Origin of the sequence: Thauera sp. K11, from assembly GCF_002354895.1 — a bacterium.
Lineage (GTDB): Bacteria > Pseudomonadota > Gammaproteobacteria > Burkholderiales > Rhodocyclaceae > Thauera > Thauera sinica.
This window is the reverse complement of sequence record NZ_CP023439.1, coordinates 4,625,223-4,643,727: the sequence shown is the minus strand read 5'-3', so window position 1 is coordinate 4,643,727 and position 18,505 is coordinate 4,625,223. Positions and strand designations below refer to the sequence as shown.

14 protein-coding genes are annotated in these 18,505 nt (G+C 68.5%); 5 read left to right on the top strand and 9 right to left on the bottom strand.

From position 1 onward, the window contains the following. Entirely contained in the window at nucleotides 1-465 is a 465-nt protein-coding gene (locus tag CCZ27_RS20325) for a c-type cytochrome (RefSeq protein WP_096451240.1), read from the top strand. 107 nt (nucleotides 466-572) lie between these two features. On the opposite strand, the gene CCZ27_RS20320 is transcribed toward CCZ27_RS20325, so the two are convergent. Beyond that, nucleotides 573-1,271, bottom strand: a complete 699-nt coding sequence (locus CCZ27_RS20320) for a cytochrome b/b6 domain-containing protein (protein ID WP_096452830.1) — start codon at nucleotides 1,269-1,271, stop codon at nucleotides 573-575. A 49-nt stretch (nucleotides 1,272-1,320) separates the two neighbouring features. After that, nucleotides 1,321-6,957 carry an excinuclease ABC subunit UvrA gene (uvrA, locus tag CCZ27_RS20315; protein WP_096451238.1) on the bottom strand — a complete coding sequence of 1,879 codons (5,637 nt, stop codon included), beginning with the start codon at nucleotides 6,955-6,957 and terminating at the stop codon, nucleotides 1,321-1,323. Between the two features lie 169 nt (nucleotides 6,958-7,126). On the opposite strand from uvrA, the gene CCZ27_RS20310 reads away from it, so the two are divergent. Then, on the top strand, nucleotides 7,127-8,791 hold the full coding sequence (locus CCZ27_RS20310) for a magnesium transporter CorA family protein (protein WP_096451236.1): 1,665 nt from the start codon (nucleotides 7,127-7,129) through the stop codon (nucleotides 8,789-8,791). Between the two features lie 197 nt (nucleotides 8,792-8,988). Next, complete coding sequence (locus CCZ27_RS20305; protein ID WP_096451234.1) at nucleotides 8,989-9,243, top strand: type II TA system antitoxin, ParD family; 255 nt, start codon at nucleotides 8,989-8,991, stop codon at nucleotides 9,241-9,243. A gap of 209 nt (nucleotides 9,244-9,452) precedes the next feature. On the opposite strand, the gene efp is transcribed toward CCZ27_RS20305, so the two are convergent. The 3 genes from efp to CCZ27_RS20290 all read right to left on the bottom strand — a co-directional run bounded on the left by efp (nucleotide 9,453) and on the right by CCZ27_RS20290 (nucleotide 12,315). After that, the gene (efp, locus tag CCZ27_RS20300) at nucleotides 9,453-10,010 is read right to left on the bottom strand and encodes an elongation factor P (protein WP_096451232.1); all 558 of its coding nucleotides are present in this window, start codon (nucleotides 10,008-10,010) and stop codon (nucleotides 9,453-9,455) included. 67 nt (nucleotides 10,011-10,077) lie between these two features. Then, entirely contained in the window at nucleotides 10,078-11,247 is a 1,170-nt protein-coding gene (gene earP, locus CCZ27_RS20295; protein ID WP_385961078.1) for an elongation factor P maturation arginine rhamnosyltransferase EarP, read from the bottom strand. 342 nt (nucleotides 11,248-11,589) lie between these two features. After that, nucleotides 11,590-12,315, bottom strand: coding sequence for a pseudouridine synthase (locus tag CCZ27_RS20290; protein WP_096451228.1), 726 nt, complete (start codon nucleotides 12,313-12,315; stop codon nucleotides 11,590-11,592). A 60-nt stretch (nucleotides 12,316-12,375) separates the two neighbouring features. Here CCZ27_RS20290 and CCZ27_RS20285 point away from each other — a divergent pair, with 60 nt between their 5' ends. Then, the gene (locus CCZ27_RS20285) at nucleotides 12,376-12,849 is read left to right on the top strand and encodes an SRPBCC family protein (protein ID WP_096451226.1); all 474 of its coding nucleotides are present in this window, start codon (nucleotides 12,376-12,378) and stop codon (nucleotides 12,847-12,849) included. A 72-nt stretch (nucleotides 12,850-12,921) separates the two neighbouring features. Continuing rightward, nucleotides 12,922-13,914 carry a recombination-associated protein RdgC gene (locus CCZ27_RS20280; RefSeq protein ID WP_096451224.1) on the top strand — a complete coding sequence of 331 codons (993 nt, stop codon included), beginning with the start codon at nucleotides 12,922-12,924 and terminating at the stop codon, nucleotides 13,912-13,914. A gap of 377 nt (nucleotides 13,915-14,291) precedes the next feature. Here the strand turns inward: CCZ27_RS20280 and CCZ27_RS20275 are convergent, their stop codons facing one another. From CCZ27_RS20275 to CCZ27_RS20260, 4 genes are all read right to left on the bottom strand, one after another. After that, the gene (locus CCZ27_RS20275) at nucleotides 14,292-15,899 is read right to left on the bottom strand and encodes a peptide chain release factor 3 (RefSeq protein ID WP_096451222.1); all 1,608 of its coding nucleotides are present in this window, start codon (nucleotides 15,897-15,899) and stop codon (nucleotides 14,292-14,294) included. Nucleotides 15,900-16,054: 155 nt separating this feature from the next. Further along, nucleotides 16,055-16,474 (bottom strand): PAS domain S-box protein, encoded by a 420-nt coding sequence (locus tag CCZ27_RS20270; protein WP_096451220.1) that lies wholly within the window; start codon nucleotides 16,472-16,474, stop codon nucleotides 16,055-16,057. Nucleotides 16,475-16,491: 17 nt separating this feature from the next. Then, a complete protein-coding gene (gene ccoG / locus CCZ27_RS20265) occupies nucleotides 16,492-17,898 on the bottom strand; it encodes a cytochrome c oxidase accessory protein CcoG (RefSeq protein WP_096451218.1) in 1,407 nt (468 codons plus the stop codon). 244 nt (nucleotides 17,899-18,142) lie between these two features. Then, nucleotides 18,143-18,382, bottom strand: a complete 240-nt coding sequence (locus tag CCZ27_RS20260) for a YMGG-like glycine zipper-containing protein (RefSeq protein WP_096452828.1) — start codon at nucleotides 18,380-18,382, stop codon at nucleotides 18,143-18,145. Between the last annotated feature and the right edge of the window lie 123 nt (nucleotides 18,383-18,505).

Genomic DNA, 18,505 nt, shown 5'->3' with positions numbered 1-18,505 from the left:
ATGAAGAAAACCATCGCTCATACCATTCTCGGCATGCTCGCGCTGTCGCTGGCCACGGCCGCTTCGGCCCAGGTCAAGCCCGAGGACCAGATCAAGTACCGCCAGGCCGGCTACCGGTTCATGAGCTGGAACATGGGCAAGATCAAGGGCAACCTGGAAGGCAGCTACAACAAGGACCAGGTCGCCGCGGCCGCCGACGCCATCGCGGGCATCGCCAACTCCGGCATGGGCGCGCTGTACGGCCCGGGCACCGACAAGGCCATCGGCAGCGTCAAGACCCGCGTCAAGCCCGAATTCTTCAAGGAAGGCGAAAACGTCGGCAAGCTCGCGCGCGAATTCAACGCCGCGACCAACGACCTGGCCAAGGCCGCCGCAGGTGGGGACGCCGCCGCGGTCAAGACGGCCTTCGGCAAGGTCGGCGAGTCGTGCAAGGGCTGTCACGACAAGTACCGCGAGTCCGAATAAAGGACGGGACAGGCCCCGGCGGCCCGCCGCCGGAGCATGGGAGCCGCCCGCCCGGGCGGCTTCTTGCGTTTACCCGCCGGGCGCGCGGCGTCCCGCCGGCGGGCACATCACCAGGCGGGCGCCGCCTCGGCGGGCGGCGGCGGGGGTGGCGGCGGAAGCAGGCCGCCGCTGGCCGCCCAGGCCGCGGCCAGCGCGATCGCCAGTGCGAGCGCGAAGGCCAGCGGCCCGCCCCCTTCGGCCGGTCTGGCATCCGGTTCCGGGACCGCCTTGACGCCGGTGATCATCGGTTTCACCAGGTTGTCCTTCTTCGCGTGGGCGTAGTAGAGGATGGCCAGCACGTGCAGGACCACGAGCACGATCAGCACCCAGAAGTTCTGCCGGTGCAGCCCGGTCAGCCAGTCGCTGGCATCCTTGCTGACGAGCGCGTAGAGCGGGCCTTCGAAGGCGATGTCGTCGTTCGACACCAGGCCGCTGCCGGCCTGGAAGGCCAGCACCAGCAGCAGCGCCAGCACCGACAGCGCGCCCAGCGGATTGTGGCCCAGGCCGCTCCATCGGCCGCGCAGGTGGGCCCACAGGTGGGCCGGACCGGGCACGAAGTCGGCAAAGCGCGCATAGGTGGAGCCGATGAAGCCCCACAGCAGCCGGAAGGCCAGCAGGCCGGTGATTGCGATGCCGGCGCGGCCGTGCCACTCGATCAGGTTGCCGCCTATCCAGCCGGTCGCGAAGGCGGCGACGACGAGGACGAGCAGGGTCCAGTGGAAGATGCGGGTGGGCAGGTCCCAGACGCGGACGATGCGTTCGTTCATGTTCATTCTCCCTGCGGGCGGCGGGCTCCGGCCGCGACCGCTTCGATTGTCATGTGGATCGGCTCCGCGCGGAGAGGAACTCGCGCAGGTGCCGGCCGGTATGGGAGGCCGGCGTCGCCATCGCCGTCTCCGGCGGACCTTCGGCAACCACCCGGCCGCCGCCGTCGCCGCCCTCCGGGCCGAGGTCGATCAGCCAGTCGGCCTCGGCCATCACGTCGAGGTCGTGCTCAATCACCAGCACCGTGTGGCCGGCGTCGGTCAGCCGGTGCAGCACGTGGATCAGCTTGTCGACGTCGGCCATGTGCAGGCCGACGGTCGGCTCGTCGAGCACGTACAGGCTGTGCCTTTCGGCGGGCAGCGGCATGCCGCCGGTGTCCTCGGCATCTCCCGGGCGGCGCCGCACCTTGGCGAGTTCGGTCACCAGCTTGATGCGCTGCGCCTCGCCGCCGGACAGGGTCGGGCTGGGCTGGCCCAGGGTCAGGTAGCCGAGGCCGACGTCCTGCAGCAGTTGCAGGGGATGCGCGATCTGCGGATGGGCGGCGAAGAACTCCACCGCCTCGTCCACCGGCATCGCCAGTACCTCGGCCACCGTCCTGCCGCGCCAGTGCACCGACAGCGTCTCGGCGTTGAAGCGCGCGCCGCCGCAAGCCTCGCACGGGGTCTTCACGTCGGGCAGGAAGTTCATCTCGACCGTCGTCTGCCCGGCGCCGTCGCACACCGGGCAGCGGCCCGCACCGGTGTTGAAGGAAAAGCGCGATGCGTTCCAGCCGCGCGTGCGGGCCTCGAACGTGTCGGCGAACAGCCTGCGGACCGCGTCCCAGAAGCCGACGTAGGTCGCCGGGCAGGAACGCGGCGTCTTGCCGATCGGCGCCTGGTCGACTTCCAGCACGCGGCCGACCTGCTGCCAGCCGCGGATCGCGCGGCATCCGACCAGCGGCTGGTCCACCTCGTCGGGCTGGGCGCGGCCGCGGCGGCGCGCGCGCGCCGCTTCCGGATCGCCCAGCCGGGCGCGCAGGTTGGCGTGGATCACGTCGCGCGCCAGGCTGGACTTGCCCGAGCCGGACACGCCGGTCACCACGGTGAGGCGCGCGAGCGGGATGCGCACCGTGATGTCGCGCAGGTTGTGCAGCGTGGCGCCTTCGATGCGGATCGCGGGGTGGTCGTCCGCCACCGCGCGGCGGGGCCGCAACGGATGCTGCAGCGGATGGCGGAAGCACGCGCCGGTGGCGGATTCGGGCGCCCGTAGCAGGTCGTCGAGCACGCCTTCGGCCACCACCCTGCCGCCGCGCACGCCCGCTCCGGGGCCGAGGTCGACGACGTGGTCGGCGCGGCGGATGGTGTCTTCGTCGTGCTCCACCACCAGCAGGGTGTTGCCGCGGTCGCGCAGGGCTTCCAGCGTGTCGAGCAGCAGGCGGTTGTCGCGCGGATGCAGGCCGATCGTCGGCTCGTCGAGGATGTAGCACACGCCGCGCAGGTTGGAGCCGAGCTGCGCGGCGAGCCGGATGCGCTGCGCCTCGCCGCCGGACAGCGTGGGCGCGGCGCGGTCCAGCGCCAGGTAGCCGAGGCCGACGTGCTGCAGGAAGGCCAGCCGGCCGCGGATCTCGCTCACGAGATCGCGCGCGATGTCGGTTTCGCGCTCGTTCAGCGCCAGGTCGGCGAAGAAGTGCGCGGCCCGGTCCACCGGCCAGGCGGCGAGCTGGTGCAGGCCGAGGTCGCGGAAGCGCACCGCGCGCGCCACCGGGTTGAGCCGCGCGCCGCCGCAGGCGGGGCAGGGCTCGTCGCCGGCGACCACGTCCTCGGCGTCGCCGAGGTCGAGCGCATCCGGATCCTCGATGCGCGCCGCCGTCTTCAGCCCGGTACCGTAGCAGCTCGGGCACCAGCCGTGCTTGGCGTTGTAGGAGAACAGGCGCGGATCGGGCTCGGGAAAGCCGGTGCCGCAGCTCGGGCAGGCGCGCAGCGTGGAAAAGGTGACCGGCTCCGCGCCCAGCCTGCCGAGTTCCAGCACCTTGATCACGCCCTTGCCGATCTCCAGCGCCTGGCGCACGAATTCGCGCAGCGTCGCTTCATTGTCGGGCTGCACCACCGCCATGCCGGTGGGCAGCTCGATGTTGTGTTCCTTGTAGCGGTCCAGCCGCGGCCATCCGGTGGTGGGCAGGTAGGCGCCATCGACGCGCAACTGGGTGTGGCCCTTGCCGCGCGCCCACTTGGCGAGATCGGTGTAGAGGCCCTTGCGATTGACCACCAGCGGCGCCAGCACCTCGACCGAGGCGCCGCGCAGCTCGCGCTGGATCTGCGCGACGATGGCCTCGAAGCTCTGCGGCGTGACCGGCACGTTGCAGTCCGGGCAGAACTGCGTGCCCAGCTTCACGTACATCAGGCGCAGGAAGGGGTGGATCTCGGTCAGCGTCGCCACCGTGCTCTTGCGGCCGCCGCGGCTGGTGCGCTGTTCGATCGCCACCGTCGGCGGGATGCCGAACAGGCCGTCGACGTCGGGCCGGCTGGCCGGCTGCACGAACTGGCGGGCGTAGGCGTTGAGCGATTCCAGGTAGCGGCGCTGCCCCTCGCCGAACACGATGTCGAAGGCGAGTGTCGACTTGCCCGAGCCCGACAGGCCGGTGATGACGGTGAAGCGGTCGCGCGGGATCTGCAGGCTGACGTTCTTCAGGTTGTGCTCGCGCGCGTGGCGGATCTCGATCGCCGGCGCGGCCACCGCGCGGTACTGCGCCCGCGGCTCGGCCGCGGCCAGCGGCGCGGCGCGCGTCTTCGCCAGCGCCTCGGCGTATTCGCGCAGCGCGGCGCCGGTGTGCGAGGCGGCATGCGCGCGTACCGTCTCCGGCGAGCCTTCGACGACGATCGCGCCGCCGCCTTCGCCGCCCTCGGGGCCGAGGTCGATGATCCAGTCGGACGCGGCGATCACGTCGAGGTTGTGCTCGATGACGATCAGCGAGTGCCCGGCCTGCAGCAGCTTGTCGAAGGCGCCGAGCAGCTTCGCCACGTCCTCGAAGTGCAGGCCGGTGGTGGGTTCGTCGAACAGGAACAGGAGGCCGGGCCCGGCGGCGCCATCCGCGCCGGCGGGCCCGGCCCTGCGCGCGGTCTTGCGGTTCGCCGCCTGCGCCAGGTGGCCGGCGAGCTTCAGGCGCTGCGCCTCGCCGCCCGACAGCGTCGGCACCGGCTGGCCGAGGCGCAGGTAGTCCAGCCCGACGTCGGCCAGCGGCGCGAGCGCGGCCAGCACCTTGGGATGCTCGCGGAACACGTCCAGCGCTTCATGCACCGTGAGTTCGAGAACGTCCGACACCGAGCGGCCGTTCCATTCCAGCTCGAGGACTTCCGGCCGGTAGCGCTTGCCCTGGCAGTCCGGGCAGCGCAGCCAGACGTCGGACAGGAACTGCATCTCGACGTGCTCGAAACCCGAGCCGGTGCAGGTCGGGCAGCGGCCGTGGCCGGCGTTGAAGCTGAAGGTGCCGGCGGTGTAGCCGCGCTGCTTCGCCTCCGGCAGGTCGGCGAACAGGGCGCGGATCGGATCCCACGCGCCGACGTAGCTGACCGGGTTGGAGCGCGAACTCTTGCCGATCGGCGACTGGTCCACCATGACCACGCCGCGCAGCCCCCCGGTGCCTTCGAGGTGGTCGAAGAGGCCGGGGGATTCGGCCGCTTCGCCGAAGTGCTTGGCCAGCGCCGGATACAGCACGTCCTGGATCAGCGTCGATTTGCCCGAGCCGGATACGCCGGTCAGGCAGGTCATGCGCTGCAGCGGAAAGGCGACGGCGAGGTCGCGCAGGTTGTGCTGCCGCGCGCCGGCCAGGACCAGCCTGGGCGTGGCGGCGTCGACCGGCCGCGGCGGACGGTCCACGTCGATGCGCTTCCTGCCCGCCAGCCAGGGGCCGGTCACCGAATCCGCGTTGGCCGCGATCTCGGCCGGCGTGCCGCGCGCGACGATGTTGCCGCCGCGCTCGCCCGGTCCAGGGCCGATCTCGAGCAGTTCGTCGGCGGCGACCATGACCTGCGGATCGTGCTCGACCACCACCAGCGTGTTGCCGGCATCGCGCAGCCGCGTCATGACGCCGAGGATGCGGCCGATGTCGCGCGGATGCAGGCCGATGGAGGGCTCGTCGAGCACGAACAGCGTATTGACCAGCGAGGTGCCGAGCGCGGTGGTGAGGTTGATGCGCTGCACCTCGCCGCCGGACAGCGTGCGCGACTGGCGGTCCAGCGTCAGGTAGCCCAGTCCGACGTCGGCGAGGTAGTTCAGCCGGCTGCGGATCTCGCCCAGCACCAGTTCGGTGGCCTCGTCGGGCACGCCGGGGATGCGCAGCGAAGCCACCGCCTCGCGGATGCGCTCGACCGGCAGGGCCATCAGCTCATGGATGGCGAGGCCGCGCGCATCGCCATGCCCGGCCGGCAGCCGCCACAGCAGCGCCTCGGGCTTGAGCCGCGCGCCGTGGCAGGCCGGGCATTCGGTGTAGCTGCGGTAGCGCGACAGCAGCACCCGGATGTGCATCTTGTAGGCCTTGCTCTCCAGCCAGTCGAAGAAGTGGCGCACGCCGTACCAGTGGCGCGGCCACGAGCTGTCCCAGTTCTTCCACTTCGGGTCGCCCTCGAACAGCCAGTCGCGGTGCTCCGGCGGCAGGTCGCGCACCGGCACGTCCATCGCCACGCCGTACTTCTTCGCCATCTTCGCCAGGTCGTCCTGGCATTCGCGGAAGCTCTGGGTCTGCCACGGCTTCACCGCGCCTTCGGCCAGCGTCTTCGATTCGTCGGGCACCACCAGGCCGTAGTCGACGCCGATCACGCGGCCGAAGCCGCGGCAGGTCTCGCACGCGCCGATCGGCGAGTTGAACGAGAACAGGCCGGGCGTGGCATCGGCGTAGTGGATGTCGCAGTCGGCGCAGTGCAGGCCGGAGGAATAGCGCCATGCCGCCTCGCCTGGCGCGGTGCCGCCGGACACGCCGTCGCCGGACGCATACACCGACAGCCGGCCGTGGCCGCGCGCCAGCGCGGTTTCCAGCGCCTCGGCCAGCCGCGCGGCCTCGGCGTTCGACGCGCGGAAGCGGTCCTGCACCACCTGCAGCACGTCGTTGCCGCCCTCCGCACCGGCGATGCGTTCCTGGATGCGGGTATAGCCCTGCGCGTTGAGCAGGCCGGTGACCTCTTCCTCTCTGAAGTTCGACGGCACCGTCACCGGGAAGCACACCGCCAGCCGCGGATCGCCCGCCGCCGCGGCACGCCGGTGCAGGTCGGCTGCGATGCTGTCGGGCGAGTCGCGCCGCACCGGCGCGCCGCAGCCGCGGCAGTGCAGGCGGGCGGCGCGCGCGTACAGCAGCTTGAAGTGGTCGGCAAGCTCGGTCATCGTGCCGACCGTCGAGCGCGAGGTGCGCACCGGATTGGTCTGGTCGATCGCGATCGCCGGCGGCACGCCCTCGATGCGGTCGACCTGCGGCTTGTCCATGCGGTCCAGGAACTGGCGCGCGTAGGGCGAGAAGGTTTCGACGTAGCGGCGCTGGCCCTCGGCGTACAGCGTGTCGAACACCAGCGAGGACTTGCCCGAGCCGGACACGCCGGTGACCACCGTCAGGCGGTTCAGCGGCAGATCGAGGGAGAGGTTGCGCAGGTTGTTCTGGCGCGCGCCGCGGATGCGGATCGCATCGGGCAGGTTTTCGGCACGGACGTTGTGGTCGGCAGCGGACATGGTGGAAGAAGGGTTCGCACGAAGCGACATTCTAAGGGCGGACCGCCATCGGACCGAGTCCGCGGCGGTGCGTTCCGCCGCGGGGCGGGCGCACCCGCGGATTCGTCGGCGCCGCTACACTTCGGGACGGACGACAAGAATCCGGACGAGACGACAAGGGAGACAGGCCATGGGCGAATCCGTCGACGAGCCGATGGTGAAACACTTCCGCCTCGCCCTGCTGTGGCCGCTGCGCCTGCTGCCGGTGCCCGGCGCGGCGGGGCCGCAGCAGCGGCCGTGGCAGGTGCTGCGGGACATGGGCGGGGCGTCGCCGTGGCACGAGGTCGAACACGACATCGAACGTGAGGGCAGCACCTTCGAGGAGCGCCACTACAGCGAATTCGTCACCTTCCTGCCCTACGTGCAGCAGTTCCTGTACGGCGAGGGCCGCTCCCAGGCTGGCGGCGAGGACGACGCGGGGCCGCCGATGCGCGTGTTCAGGCGCCGCGACATCGCCCGGCTGCGCATCGCCGCGCGCGAACACGACGAAGCGGTGACGCTGGACGTGGTGCATGTGCATCTGTACTTCTTCTTCGACGTCGACGTGGTGATCCTCAACGTCGAGGTCAAGGGCGGCGACATGCCGCTGTCGCGGGTGCAGGAGCTGATGTACCGCATCGGCCGCGCCTATCCGTCGGGCTGGGACGAGGACGGATTCGCGCTGCACAGCCTGGCGGTGTCCGAATGGCTCGCCGCCGACGGCAGCGTGCTGGCGCGCACCGACGCGCACGACCGGCAAGCTTTCATGACCCACGTCAGCCGCCACCGCTCGCCGCGCATCGCGGCGCACTGGGCCTTCCTGCTGCGTCCGCTGGCAAGCGCCCACGCCGAGGAAGGAGGCGCGCTGCGCTATCGCCAGATCGAGTACCACCGCATGCCGCTCGCCGCCTACCTGGCGATCGACGATCCGCTGGCGCTGACGCGCAGCGACTTCATCCGCCTGGGCCTGGTGACCGGCGCCGGACCCGCGGCCGAGCATGCCGGCGGCAGTGCGCTACCCTACGGCGAACCCCATCTGGCCGACTTCGAACGCCGCTACTGCTACGACCGCTTCTGGGGCGCCGGCGGCGCCGCGCCCCACACCCGCTACCTGTGCAGCGGCCACGCGCTGGTGGTGGTCGGCGATGCGCGCTCGGCTTTCTTCACCGACCGCCTGCGCGGCGTGCTGGCGCAGTTCCGCCACCAGCATTTCCTGCTCTTCCTGATCGCCCACTTCCAGAAGGCGGCGCTGCTGACCTTCTCGGAACGGCTGGTCGAAGCGCTCAAGCAGTTGCGGGTCAGCGACCCGGCCAGCGTGCGGCGCTTCAAGCGCGCGATCCGCGCCAGCTTCGAGGGCTTCCTGCGCTTCACCCACCGCTACTGGTTCCACGACATCGCCGAGCAGGCGCAGACGCGCGCCCTGTTCCGCATGACCACGGAGCATCTGCAGATCGATCCGCTGTATGCCGAAGTCAAGGAGCGCACCGCCGACATGAACGGCTACCTGGACGCCGACGGCCTGCGCCGCCAGGCCAATACCGTGGTGCGGCTGACCGTGGTGACGATCTTCGGCCTCATCGGCACCATCACCACCGGTTTCCTCGGCATGAACCTGCTGGCCGAGGCGAATTCGCCGCTGGCCGAGCGGCTGGCCTATTTCGCCGTGGTGTTCGCGGTCTCCACCGCACTGACGATCTACACGATGGTGAAATCGAAGCGCCTGTCGGACTTCCTCGACGCGGTGTCGGACGAGCGCCTGTCGGCCTGGAACAAGCTGAAGGCATTCGCCGCGGTCTGGCGCAGCCCCGGCGAGTGAGCCCCGCATTCCGGCCGCTGATGTGGCCGCTGCGGTGGAACGTTTCCTCGATGTTCGACACGTCCCGCGGCAGTGCGATGTCGGGCACCTGGCACAGCCCGATACCTTTTCCAGGGTTCCGGCAAGACGCCCTACTTTCCCACAAACCCACATTTGTGGAAAACTGGACATCCAGCCATCCACCTTGGAGAACGATCATGAGTCGCCTGACCATCGACGTAACGGAGCAGCAGCATCAAGCCCTCAAGGCCATGGCCGCGCTGGAGGGCAAGACCATCAAGCAATATGCGCTCGAACGCCTTTTCCCCGCCGCCTCACAGGATGAACAGGCAATGCAGGAACTGAAGACACTGCTTGCAGAGCGCCTTGCCGAAGCCCGGCGCGGCGAAGTCGTGGAAGGCAGCATCACCGACATTGCGAACGATCTGCTGCGCGGTGGGCGCACGGGGTGAGGCGCCCCTATGCCCTTACCCGGGGCGCTGCCGCCGATTTGCGCGGCATTGTCCGCTACACCGTCGTGGCCATCCTGCATGAACGAATGGATCTCATGGCCCGACTCAAGAACAGGCTGGGCTGACACTCGGCCACCTGCTGCGCGACGACTGCCCGCACAAGCAAAAGGCCCCGCAGGGCCTTTCTCACGACGCCGGGCCGAACCCCGTCACTTGACGCGGTTGCGGTATTCGTCGGTGCGGGTGTCGATCTCGATCTTGTCGCCGATCTCGACGAAGGCCGGCACCTGCAGCTCGAAGCCGGTGTTGATCTTGGCCGGCTTCAGGACCTTGCCCGAGGTGTCGCCCTTGACGGCGGGTTCGGTATAGACGACCTCGCGCACCACGCTGTTCGGCAGTTCGACCGAGATCGCCTTGCCGTTGTAGAACACCACCTCGCAGACCATGCCGTCCTCGAGGTACTTCAGCGCATCGGTCATGTTCTCGGATTCGACCTCGAACTGGTTGTACTCGGTGTCCATGAACACGTACATCGGGTCGGCGAAGTAGGAGTAGGTCACTTCCTTGTGGTCGAGCACCACGACCTCGAACTTGTCGTCGGCCTTGTACACCGACTCGGACGGTGCGCCGGTCAGCAGGTTCTTGAACTTCATCTTGACGACCGCGGCGTTGCGGCCGGACTTGTTGTATTCGGCTTTCTGCACCACCAGCGGGTCGCTGCCGACCATGATGACGTTGCCCGAGCGGAGTTCCTGAGCGGTTTTCATGCGGTTTCCTGGAAGATGAAAGGCGCGGCGAATGCCGCATGTCCTTGAAAAATTTAGGCGCGGGATTCTACCCCGCCGGCGGCAGAATGTCGAAACAGAATTCTGTCAAGCGGGTCGACAGATCCGCCTGCCCCGCCAGTCCGCCGCACCACGCCGCGGCATGCGCCTCCAGCGCGGGCAGCACGGCGGCGAAGGCGTGCCACGTTCCGGCCAGCCCGCGCTCCTCGTTCCACGCCAGCCAGAACGCGCGCAGCGCCAGCGCCGCCTCGTCCGGCAGCCCCGCCTCGTAGCGCGCCAGGAAGGCGTCGAGCTTGTCGCGATGCACGCCGCCCTGTTCGTGCTGGGGATAGATCTGCCACACGAAGGGCCTGCCCGCCCACTGCGCGCGGACGAAGGAATCCTCGCCGCGCACGAAGTTCAGGTCGCAGCTCCACAGCAGGCGATCGTAGCCGGGCTGGTCGGTGAAAGGCAGCACGACCACCTCGAGCCGCCCGTCCCGCACGCGGTCGCCGGCGGCCAGCCCGTCCCGCCCCAGGCCGCGCGCCACGTCGGCCAGCACCCGGCCTTCGGGCACCAGCGCCACCACCGGCCGGCCGCCGCTTCGCCATGCCTGCATGAGCGAGGGCAGATCGGGCTGCTCGTAGGCGAACAGGGACAGCAGCAGCGCATCGGCGGGCAACGCGGACAGGCCGTGCCCGGCCAGCCACCGCGCGCGGCCGCCGGGCTCGCGGCGGAAGGCGTCGCGCTCGGCCAGCAGGCCGGGCTCACGCAGCAGGCCGCCGGTGCGATCGTCGAAGCCGGGAAAGAAGAAATGCTTCACCAGCGGCAGGCGCGGATGCGGCGAAGCCATCGCATGGCAGCCGCCCACCCATGCCTCGGCCGAAAGATATTCGAGGTTGATCCACACCGGCCTGACCGCGCGGGCGGCCATCGCCTGCAGATGCGTTTCGGGAATCTCGCAGGCGAAGGCTTCGATCACCACGTCCGCCGGTTCCACCTCCGCAAACGGCTCCGCCCAGCGCCTCACCTCGACGCCCCGGTGCTCGAAACCCCGTTCCGGGTCTGCCCCGGAGGCTGCCGGACACAGGCGGACGAAGGACGGCCAGTCGTCCACCCACAGGCGGACGCGGCAGCCGTGGTTCTGCGCCAGATCCCGCGCCAGCCGCCAGCACACGCCGATATCCCCAAAGTTATCCACAACCTGGCAAAAGATCTCCCACCGGGCGGGAAACGGCATCGAAGCTTTTTTCATTTGGATAGCAGTGTTGGACAAATCTGCAGATTCAGGCTTGAAAGCTTGTGGACAAGCGCCTTTTCTCGGGAAACGGGAAAAAGCATGGACATTCGGTGCACAGGAATCACAGCCTCCATCAACCGGGTTGTCCTTGCGGCAAAACGGCATGGCTGTTGGGCATGGTGAAGTTATCCACAGTTTGCGGGGCACTGTTTACATCTTTATCTTTTAAATAAAAAGAAAAACAGAAAAACGAAACCCGGACCCGCGGACAGGGCTGCCTCCTCGGCAGCGAACACGTTTTCCCTCCCGAAAAAAATCCCGCTCGAGCGGGATTCCCTGAGTTCAGTCGGAGCTGGAAAGCGCCTCGAAGTCGGCGGGTTCGAGCCAGCGCCATTCACCCGGCTCGAGATCGGGGTCGAGGGTCAGGCCGCCCACCCGGCTGCGATGCAGGGCGACCACCCGGTTGCCGACGGCGCCGATCATGCGCTTGACCTGGTGATACTTGCCCTCGCCCACCGTCAGCCGCAGGGAAAGCTCCGCGGTCCGTTCGCAGGCCAGCGCAGCGACCGGTGCCGGCTCGTCGTCGAGTTGCACGCCGTCGAGCAGCCGCTGCACGGCGGCATCGTCGATCGGGTCGGCCAGCGTCAGCTCGTACAGCTTGGGCGTGCGCTTCTTGCCCGAACTCCAGCGATGGATGAACTGGCCGTCGTCCGACAGCAGCAGCAGGCCGGTCGTGTCCTGGTCCAGCCGGCCGACGCACTGCACGCCGCGGTTCGGCAGCGGGTCGGGCAGCAGGCGGAACACCGAAGGATGGAAGGTCGGCTTGTGCGAGCACTCGTAGCCCGCCGGCTTGTGCAGCATCAGGTAGGCCCGCGCGCGAAAGCGCCAGGGTTCGCCATCGACTTCGAAGGCGAGGCCCGGCGCGCCATCCGTGCTGCCGGGATCGAAGTCGGTGGCGGGATTGTCACAAAGGGTGCCGGCGACGCTGACGAAACCGGCATGGATGAGGGCACGACATTCCTTGCGGCTGCCGAAACCCTGGGCATGGAGCAGGCGTTCGAGTTGCATGGCCGCATGGTATCCCGGGTCGCGGTAAACTGCGCCCTCGCCTGTTCAGGAGAAAAATGCTTGAAATTCGAACACCTGATCGAGGTGAACGACCTCGCCAACCCGCTGCAGGCGCCGCTGACCCGGGAGGAACTGTGGTTCGGCCTGCTGTGCCGGGCGGAAGATGCCCGTGCCTTCCTGCCGGGGCTGGACGCCTGCCGCATCGTCGAGCGCAGCGACGGGCATCTGCTGCGCGACCTGCATTTCGGCGGCGCGGTGATCCGCGACCGGGTGACCTTCCGTACGCTGGACTGGATCTGCTTCGAGTCCGAGGCCAACGAGGAACACGCCGGCGGCAGTCTCAGGATCACCATCGAGGAACCGCAGCAGGGCGCGCTGTTCCTGCGCTTCCAGTACCAGACCACCCTGCCGGAAGGCGCCGGCAGCGAAGACGGGCAGTACGCCGGCTTCGTGCGTTCGGCCTACCACCAGTCCGACATCGACACCGTGCGCGTGATCCGCATGATCGCCGAATCCGGCGGATTGCAGCAGTAATCCCGACTTCACCCGGCGCCCGCCGCGACCACGGCGGGCGCGCATTCGTTCACGACGAGGAAAACACGCTCCATGTGGTTCAAGAATCTGCAGATCTATCGCCTGCCCGCCAACTGGGACATGACGCCCGAACGCCTGGAGGAACAGCTCGCGAAGAAGCCCTTCCACCCCTGCGGCAGCCAGGACATGGAAAGCCGCGGCTGGCTGTCGCCGCTCGGCAACGACGTGCTGGTGCATGCGGTCGGCCGCCAGTGGCTGATCGCGCTCGGCTTCGAGCACCGCCTGCTGCCGTCCGCAGTGGTCAAGCAGGAAGCCGACGAGCGCGCGGAGGAACTGGCCGAGCAGCAGGGCTACAGGCTCGGCCGCAAGCAGATGAAGGAGTTGCGCGAGCACGTCACGCAGGAGCTGATGCCGCGCGCCTTCACCCGCCGCCGCCGCCTGCATGCGTGGATCGATCCGGCCGATGGCTGGCTGGTGGTCGATGCGGCCAGCCAGAGCAAGGCCGAGGACGTGCTCGAGCAACTGCGCCACACCCTCGACGGCTTCCCGCTGACGCTGCTGCGCACCGAGAAGTCGCCGATGTCGGCGATGGCCGACTGGCTCGCTGGCAACGAAGCGCCGGCCGGCTTCACCATCGACCAGGATTGCGAACTGCGCTCGGTCACCGAGGACAAGGCGGTGGTGCGCTATGTGCGCCATCCGCTCGAAGGCGACGAGGTGAAGGGCCATCTGGAAGCGGGCAAGCTGCCGACGCGCCTGGCGCTGACCTTCGACGACCGCATCAGCTTCGTGCTGACCGAGAAGCTGGAGATCAAGCGGCTGGACTTCCTCGACGTCGTGCGCGACCAGATCGACGGCGAGCAGCAGGACAAGGAAGCACTGTTCAACGCGGAATTCGCGCTGATGACCGGGGAACTGGCGAAGCTGCTGCCGGCCGTCGTCGAGGCCCTGGGCGGCGAGATCCGTGCCGAGGCGGCGGCGGTGACTGCCCAGCCTGCAGCGGCCGGTGCCCCGGCATCCTCGGCGCAGACCGATACGGCGCCCGCCTACGATCCGCCGTTCTGATCGGCAGGCATGCCCCGGCGCCTGTCGCAGGGGCATGCTTCTGGGTGTACACAGATTCTTGATAATAAAAAGAATATAAAGATAATGTACGCCCGCTTTTTGTGGATAACGTGGTTTTCGCCTTCCGGAACAGGGACTTGAGGCATGCGGAAAGTGGTGGACAAGATGCCCCGGAGCGAGGGGAGGGATTGTTGATGAAAATCCGCCCGGTGCCCGAAACCGTCCTTGTCCACAAATGCTGCCACCACGGCATCACAGCTTGTCCCCCGCGCTTCGGCCGCGGCGATGCCTGACGATCGGCAGGCTTGCCAGGTGGAAACGGCCGCCTGAGGCGGGTGCCGCGGATGGCCCGCAGCGGCCGCAGGCGGCCGTCAGGGTCAGACGAGGACCTGGCCGTGCTCGCGGGTGGCATGGAAGGCCACCTTGGGCCATTTCTCCATCGTCACCTCGAGGTTGTAGCGGCTGGTGGCGAGGTACACCGGGTTGCCGTCGACGTCCTTGCCCAGGCGCAGCGCCTGCTCGCGTTCGAAGTTGCGGCGCGTGAGGTCGTCGGGGAAGGTGAGCCAGCGCGCGGTGTGGATGTCGGCGGGCTCGAAGATCGCATCCACCTTGTATTCGTCCTTCAGGCGCTGGGCGACGATCTCGAACTGCAGCACGCCGACGGCGCCGAGCAGCATCTGCCCGCCCTCGAGTTCGAAGACCTGGATGGCGCCCTCTTCGCCCAGCTCCTGCAGGCCCTTCTGCAGCTGCTTGGACTTGAGCGGGTCGCGCAGACGCGCGGCGCGGAACAGTTCCGGCGAGAAATAGGGGATGCCCTTGAAGCCGAGGTTCTCGCCTTCGGTGAGCGTATCGCCGATCTGCAACTGGCCGTGGTTGTGGATGCCGATGATGTCGCCGGCGACGCCGTCTTCCATGATCACGCGCTCGTTGGCCATGAAGGTCAGCGCGTTGGCGAGCTTCATGTCGCGGCCCGCGCGCACGTGCTTCACCTTCATGCCGGAGCTGTAGCGGCCGGAGCAGATGCGGAAGAAGGCGATGCGGTCGCGGTGCTTCGGGTCCATGTTGGCCTGGATCTTGAACACGAAGCCGGAAAAGGCCGGTTCGGCCGGCTGCACCATGCGCACGCCGGCATCGCGCACCTGCGGCGGCGGCGCCCAGTCGAGCAGGGCCTGCAGGATCTCCTGCACGCCGAAGTTGTTGATGCCGGAGCCGAAGAACACCGGCGTCTGCTGCCCGGCGAGGAAGTCGTCGAGGTCGAACGGCGGCGACGCGCCGTCGATGAGTTCGACGTCCTCGCGCAACTGGCCGATTTCCAGCGGGAAGCGCGCATCCAGTCCGGGGTTGTCCAAGCCCTTGATGATCTCGCCGTCGGTGCGGCGCTCCTCGCCGGGGGTGAAGGTCAGCACTTGGTGCTGCAGCAGGTGATATACGCCGCGGAAGGCTTTGCCCATGCCCAGCGGCCAGGTCACCGGTGCGCAGGTGATCTTGAGCACGTCCTCGATCTCGGCGAGCAGGTCGAAGGGTTCGCGCACTTCGCGGTCGAGCTTGTTCACGAAGGTGATGATGGGCGTGCTGCGCAGGCGGCAGACGTTGAGCAGCTTGATCGTCTGCGCTTCCACGCCCTTGGCGGCGTCGATCACCATCACCGCGGCATCGACCGCGGTCAGCACGCGGTAGGTGTCTTCCGAGAAATCCTCGTGGCCCGGGGTGTCGAGCAGGTTGATGGTGTGGCCCTGGTATTCGAACTGCATCACCGAGCTGGTCACCGAGATGCCGCGCTGCTTTTCGACCTCCATCCAGTCCGAGGTGGCGTGGCGGGCGGATTTGCGCGCCTTCACCGTGCCGGCGAGCTGGATCGCGCCGCCGAACAGCAGCAGCTTTTCGGTCAGCGTGGTCTTGCCGGCGTCGGGGTGGGAGATGATGGCGAAGGTGCGGCGCTTTTCGACGTCGCGCAGCAGTTCGGGCGGGAAGGGAGTGGTGGTCATCAGCGCTCGTCAGCAAAAAGAAAAGCCGCCAGCCCGGGGCCGGGCGAGGCGGGACAAGCGCAATTATATCAAGTGATTAGCGAGATGCCGCGGCGCGCAGGAAGGCGCCGGGCGACGGTGCCGCCAGGCGGGCCGGTCCGCCCCGCCCCCTCCGTTCAGCGCGATGCCTGCTGGGCGGCCTTTTCGCGCTCCACCTTCTCGGTGACGTCGCGCGCCACCGCGACGGAACCCAGCACCGACTCCGCATCGGCGACGAGCGCGAAGCTCATCTCGACGTACAGCCTGTGCCCGGCGCGGTGCAGCGCGCGCGTCAGCGTGGGGCGGCCGTTGAGGCGGGTGCGGCCGCTTTGCACCGCGGCGTCGAAGCCGCGCCAGTGAGCCTCGCGCAGACTCTCGGGGATGATCAGGTCCAGGCTCCGGCCGAGCGCCTCGGCCGCGCTGAAGCCGAAGAGCTGCTCCGCGCCCCGGTTCCAGCGCCGGATGATGCCGTCGCGGTCGGAATAGACGAGGGCCTCGGCCATCTGGTCGAGGATGCGTTCCGCGAGCGCTGCTGCCGCCAGGGTGTCGTCTTGCATGCCTGCCTCCGGGTTGCTCAGGGGATCCAGAACTTGGCTTCTTCGCTGACCGTGACCGAGGGGTCGGCGGCGTCGGATACGGTGAAACGGACCGGATGCGGTCCCGACGCCGCCGATCCGGGTTCCACCCTGACCTGCGCCGTGGCGGAGGCGGCCGCCGCGGCCGCCACGCGGACTTCCACCGGCTGGGCGAGGTGGATGCCGTCCAGGCCGGCGACGCCGATCCGGTAGGTGCGCGACTGCTCGCTGGCGTTGATCAGTTGCAGGCGGAAGGTGTTCTCGATCGCGCCGTCGGCGGTCTCGGTGGCGAGCGCGGCGCGGTCGCGCTGCACGTCGACCTTCAGCGGCACGCGGGTCGCCAGCGACCACGCGGTGGCGCCCAGCAGCAGCAGGAAGACCGCGCTGTAGACCAGCACCCGCGGCCGCACGGTGCGGCGCAGGATGGCCGCGCGCGCGAACTGCTGCTTGACCGCGTTCTCGGTCGAGTAGCGGATCAGGCCGCGCGGATAGTCCATCTTGTCCATGACCTGGTCGCAGGCGTCGATGCAGGCGGCACAGCCGATGCACTCCAGTTGCAGGCCGTCGCGGATGTCGATGCCGGTGGGACAGACCTGCACGCAGATGCTGCAGTCGATGCAGTCGCCCAGCCCCTTCCCGCCGGCGTCGGTCTTCTTCGAGCGGCCGCCGCGCGGTTCGCCGCGCTTCTCGTCGTAGGCGACGATCAGTGTGTCGGGATCGAACATCACGAACTGGAACTGCGCGTACGGACAGATGTACTTGCACATCTGCTCGCGCATGAAGCCCGCGTTGCCGTAGGTGGCGCCGGCGTAGAACAGTATCCAGAAGGTTTCCCAGCCGCCCGGCGACAGGGCGAGGACCGCCTGCGCGAGTTCGCGGATCGGGGTGAAATAGCCGACGAAGGTGAAGCCGGTCCACAGCGACACGAGGAACCACAGCAGGTGCTTGGTGCCCTTGGTGGCGAGCTTGCCTGCCGACCACGGAGCGGCGTCGAGCTTGATGCGCTTCGGGCGGTCGCCTTCGACCTTCCTCTCTATCCACAGGAAGATTTCCGTGTAGACCGTCTGCGGACAGGTGTAGCCGCACCACAGCCGCCCGGCCACGGTGGTGAACAGGAACAGCGCGAGCGCCGACAGTACGAGCAGCACCGCGAGATAGATCGTGTCCTGCGGCCACAGCACGAAGTCGAACACGTAGAAGCGGCGCGCATCGAGATCGAAGAGCACGGCCTGGCGGCCGTTCCACGGCAGCCAGCACAGACCGTAGAAGACGAGCTGGGTCAGCCAGACGAAGACCCAGCGCCAGCGCTGGAAAAGCCCCTGCACGCTGCGCGGATAGACCTTGGGCTCGGCGGCGTAGAGCGGCTGGATGGGGATGACGCGCTGTGGTTTGGAAGGCTCTGACATGGGGCGTGCCGTGGCGGACACGGCAGCGGCGGAGTGCTTCGCCGCGCGGCCGTGTCTTAAAGATGTATTTTTTTTGCCACTTTAACCGGCAGCCTGTCCGGATTCAAGAAAATTGTTTTGCAGGAATTCATTCGACCCGTGCCGGCGCCGGACCGCGCCGAAAGCGGAGAACCCCGCGCGGGGCGGGGTTCTCCGGTGTGGCAATCGCATCGGCGCGTACCCGGCCGCGCCGGGAAACGGCAGATCAGCGGCGGCGGTTGCGGTCCTTGCCGACCTGGTCGCCGATCACGCCGCCGATCGCGGCACCGCCGACCGTGCCGAGGATGCCGCCGTCGGTGATCACCGCCCCCGCCACGCCGCCGACCGCGGCACCGGCGGCGGCGCTCTTCTCGCGCGAGGACATGTGGTCCCAGGTGGCGCAGCCGGTCGCGCCAAGCGAGGCGGCGGCGATCATCAGGGCAGGAATGAGCTTGCGCGTGTTCATGGTGTTCTCCTCGTCCATCGTTTCACCGGTCGGGCAGGAACGGTTCGCGTTCCCCTGGTTGCCGGAAGTGTGAGTACGTGCCCGGTACGAAAGCTCCCGCCGGCCATGGCGGCTTTGTTTCCT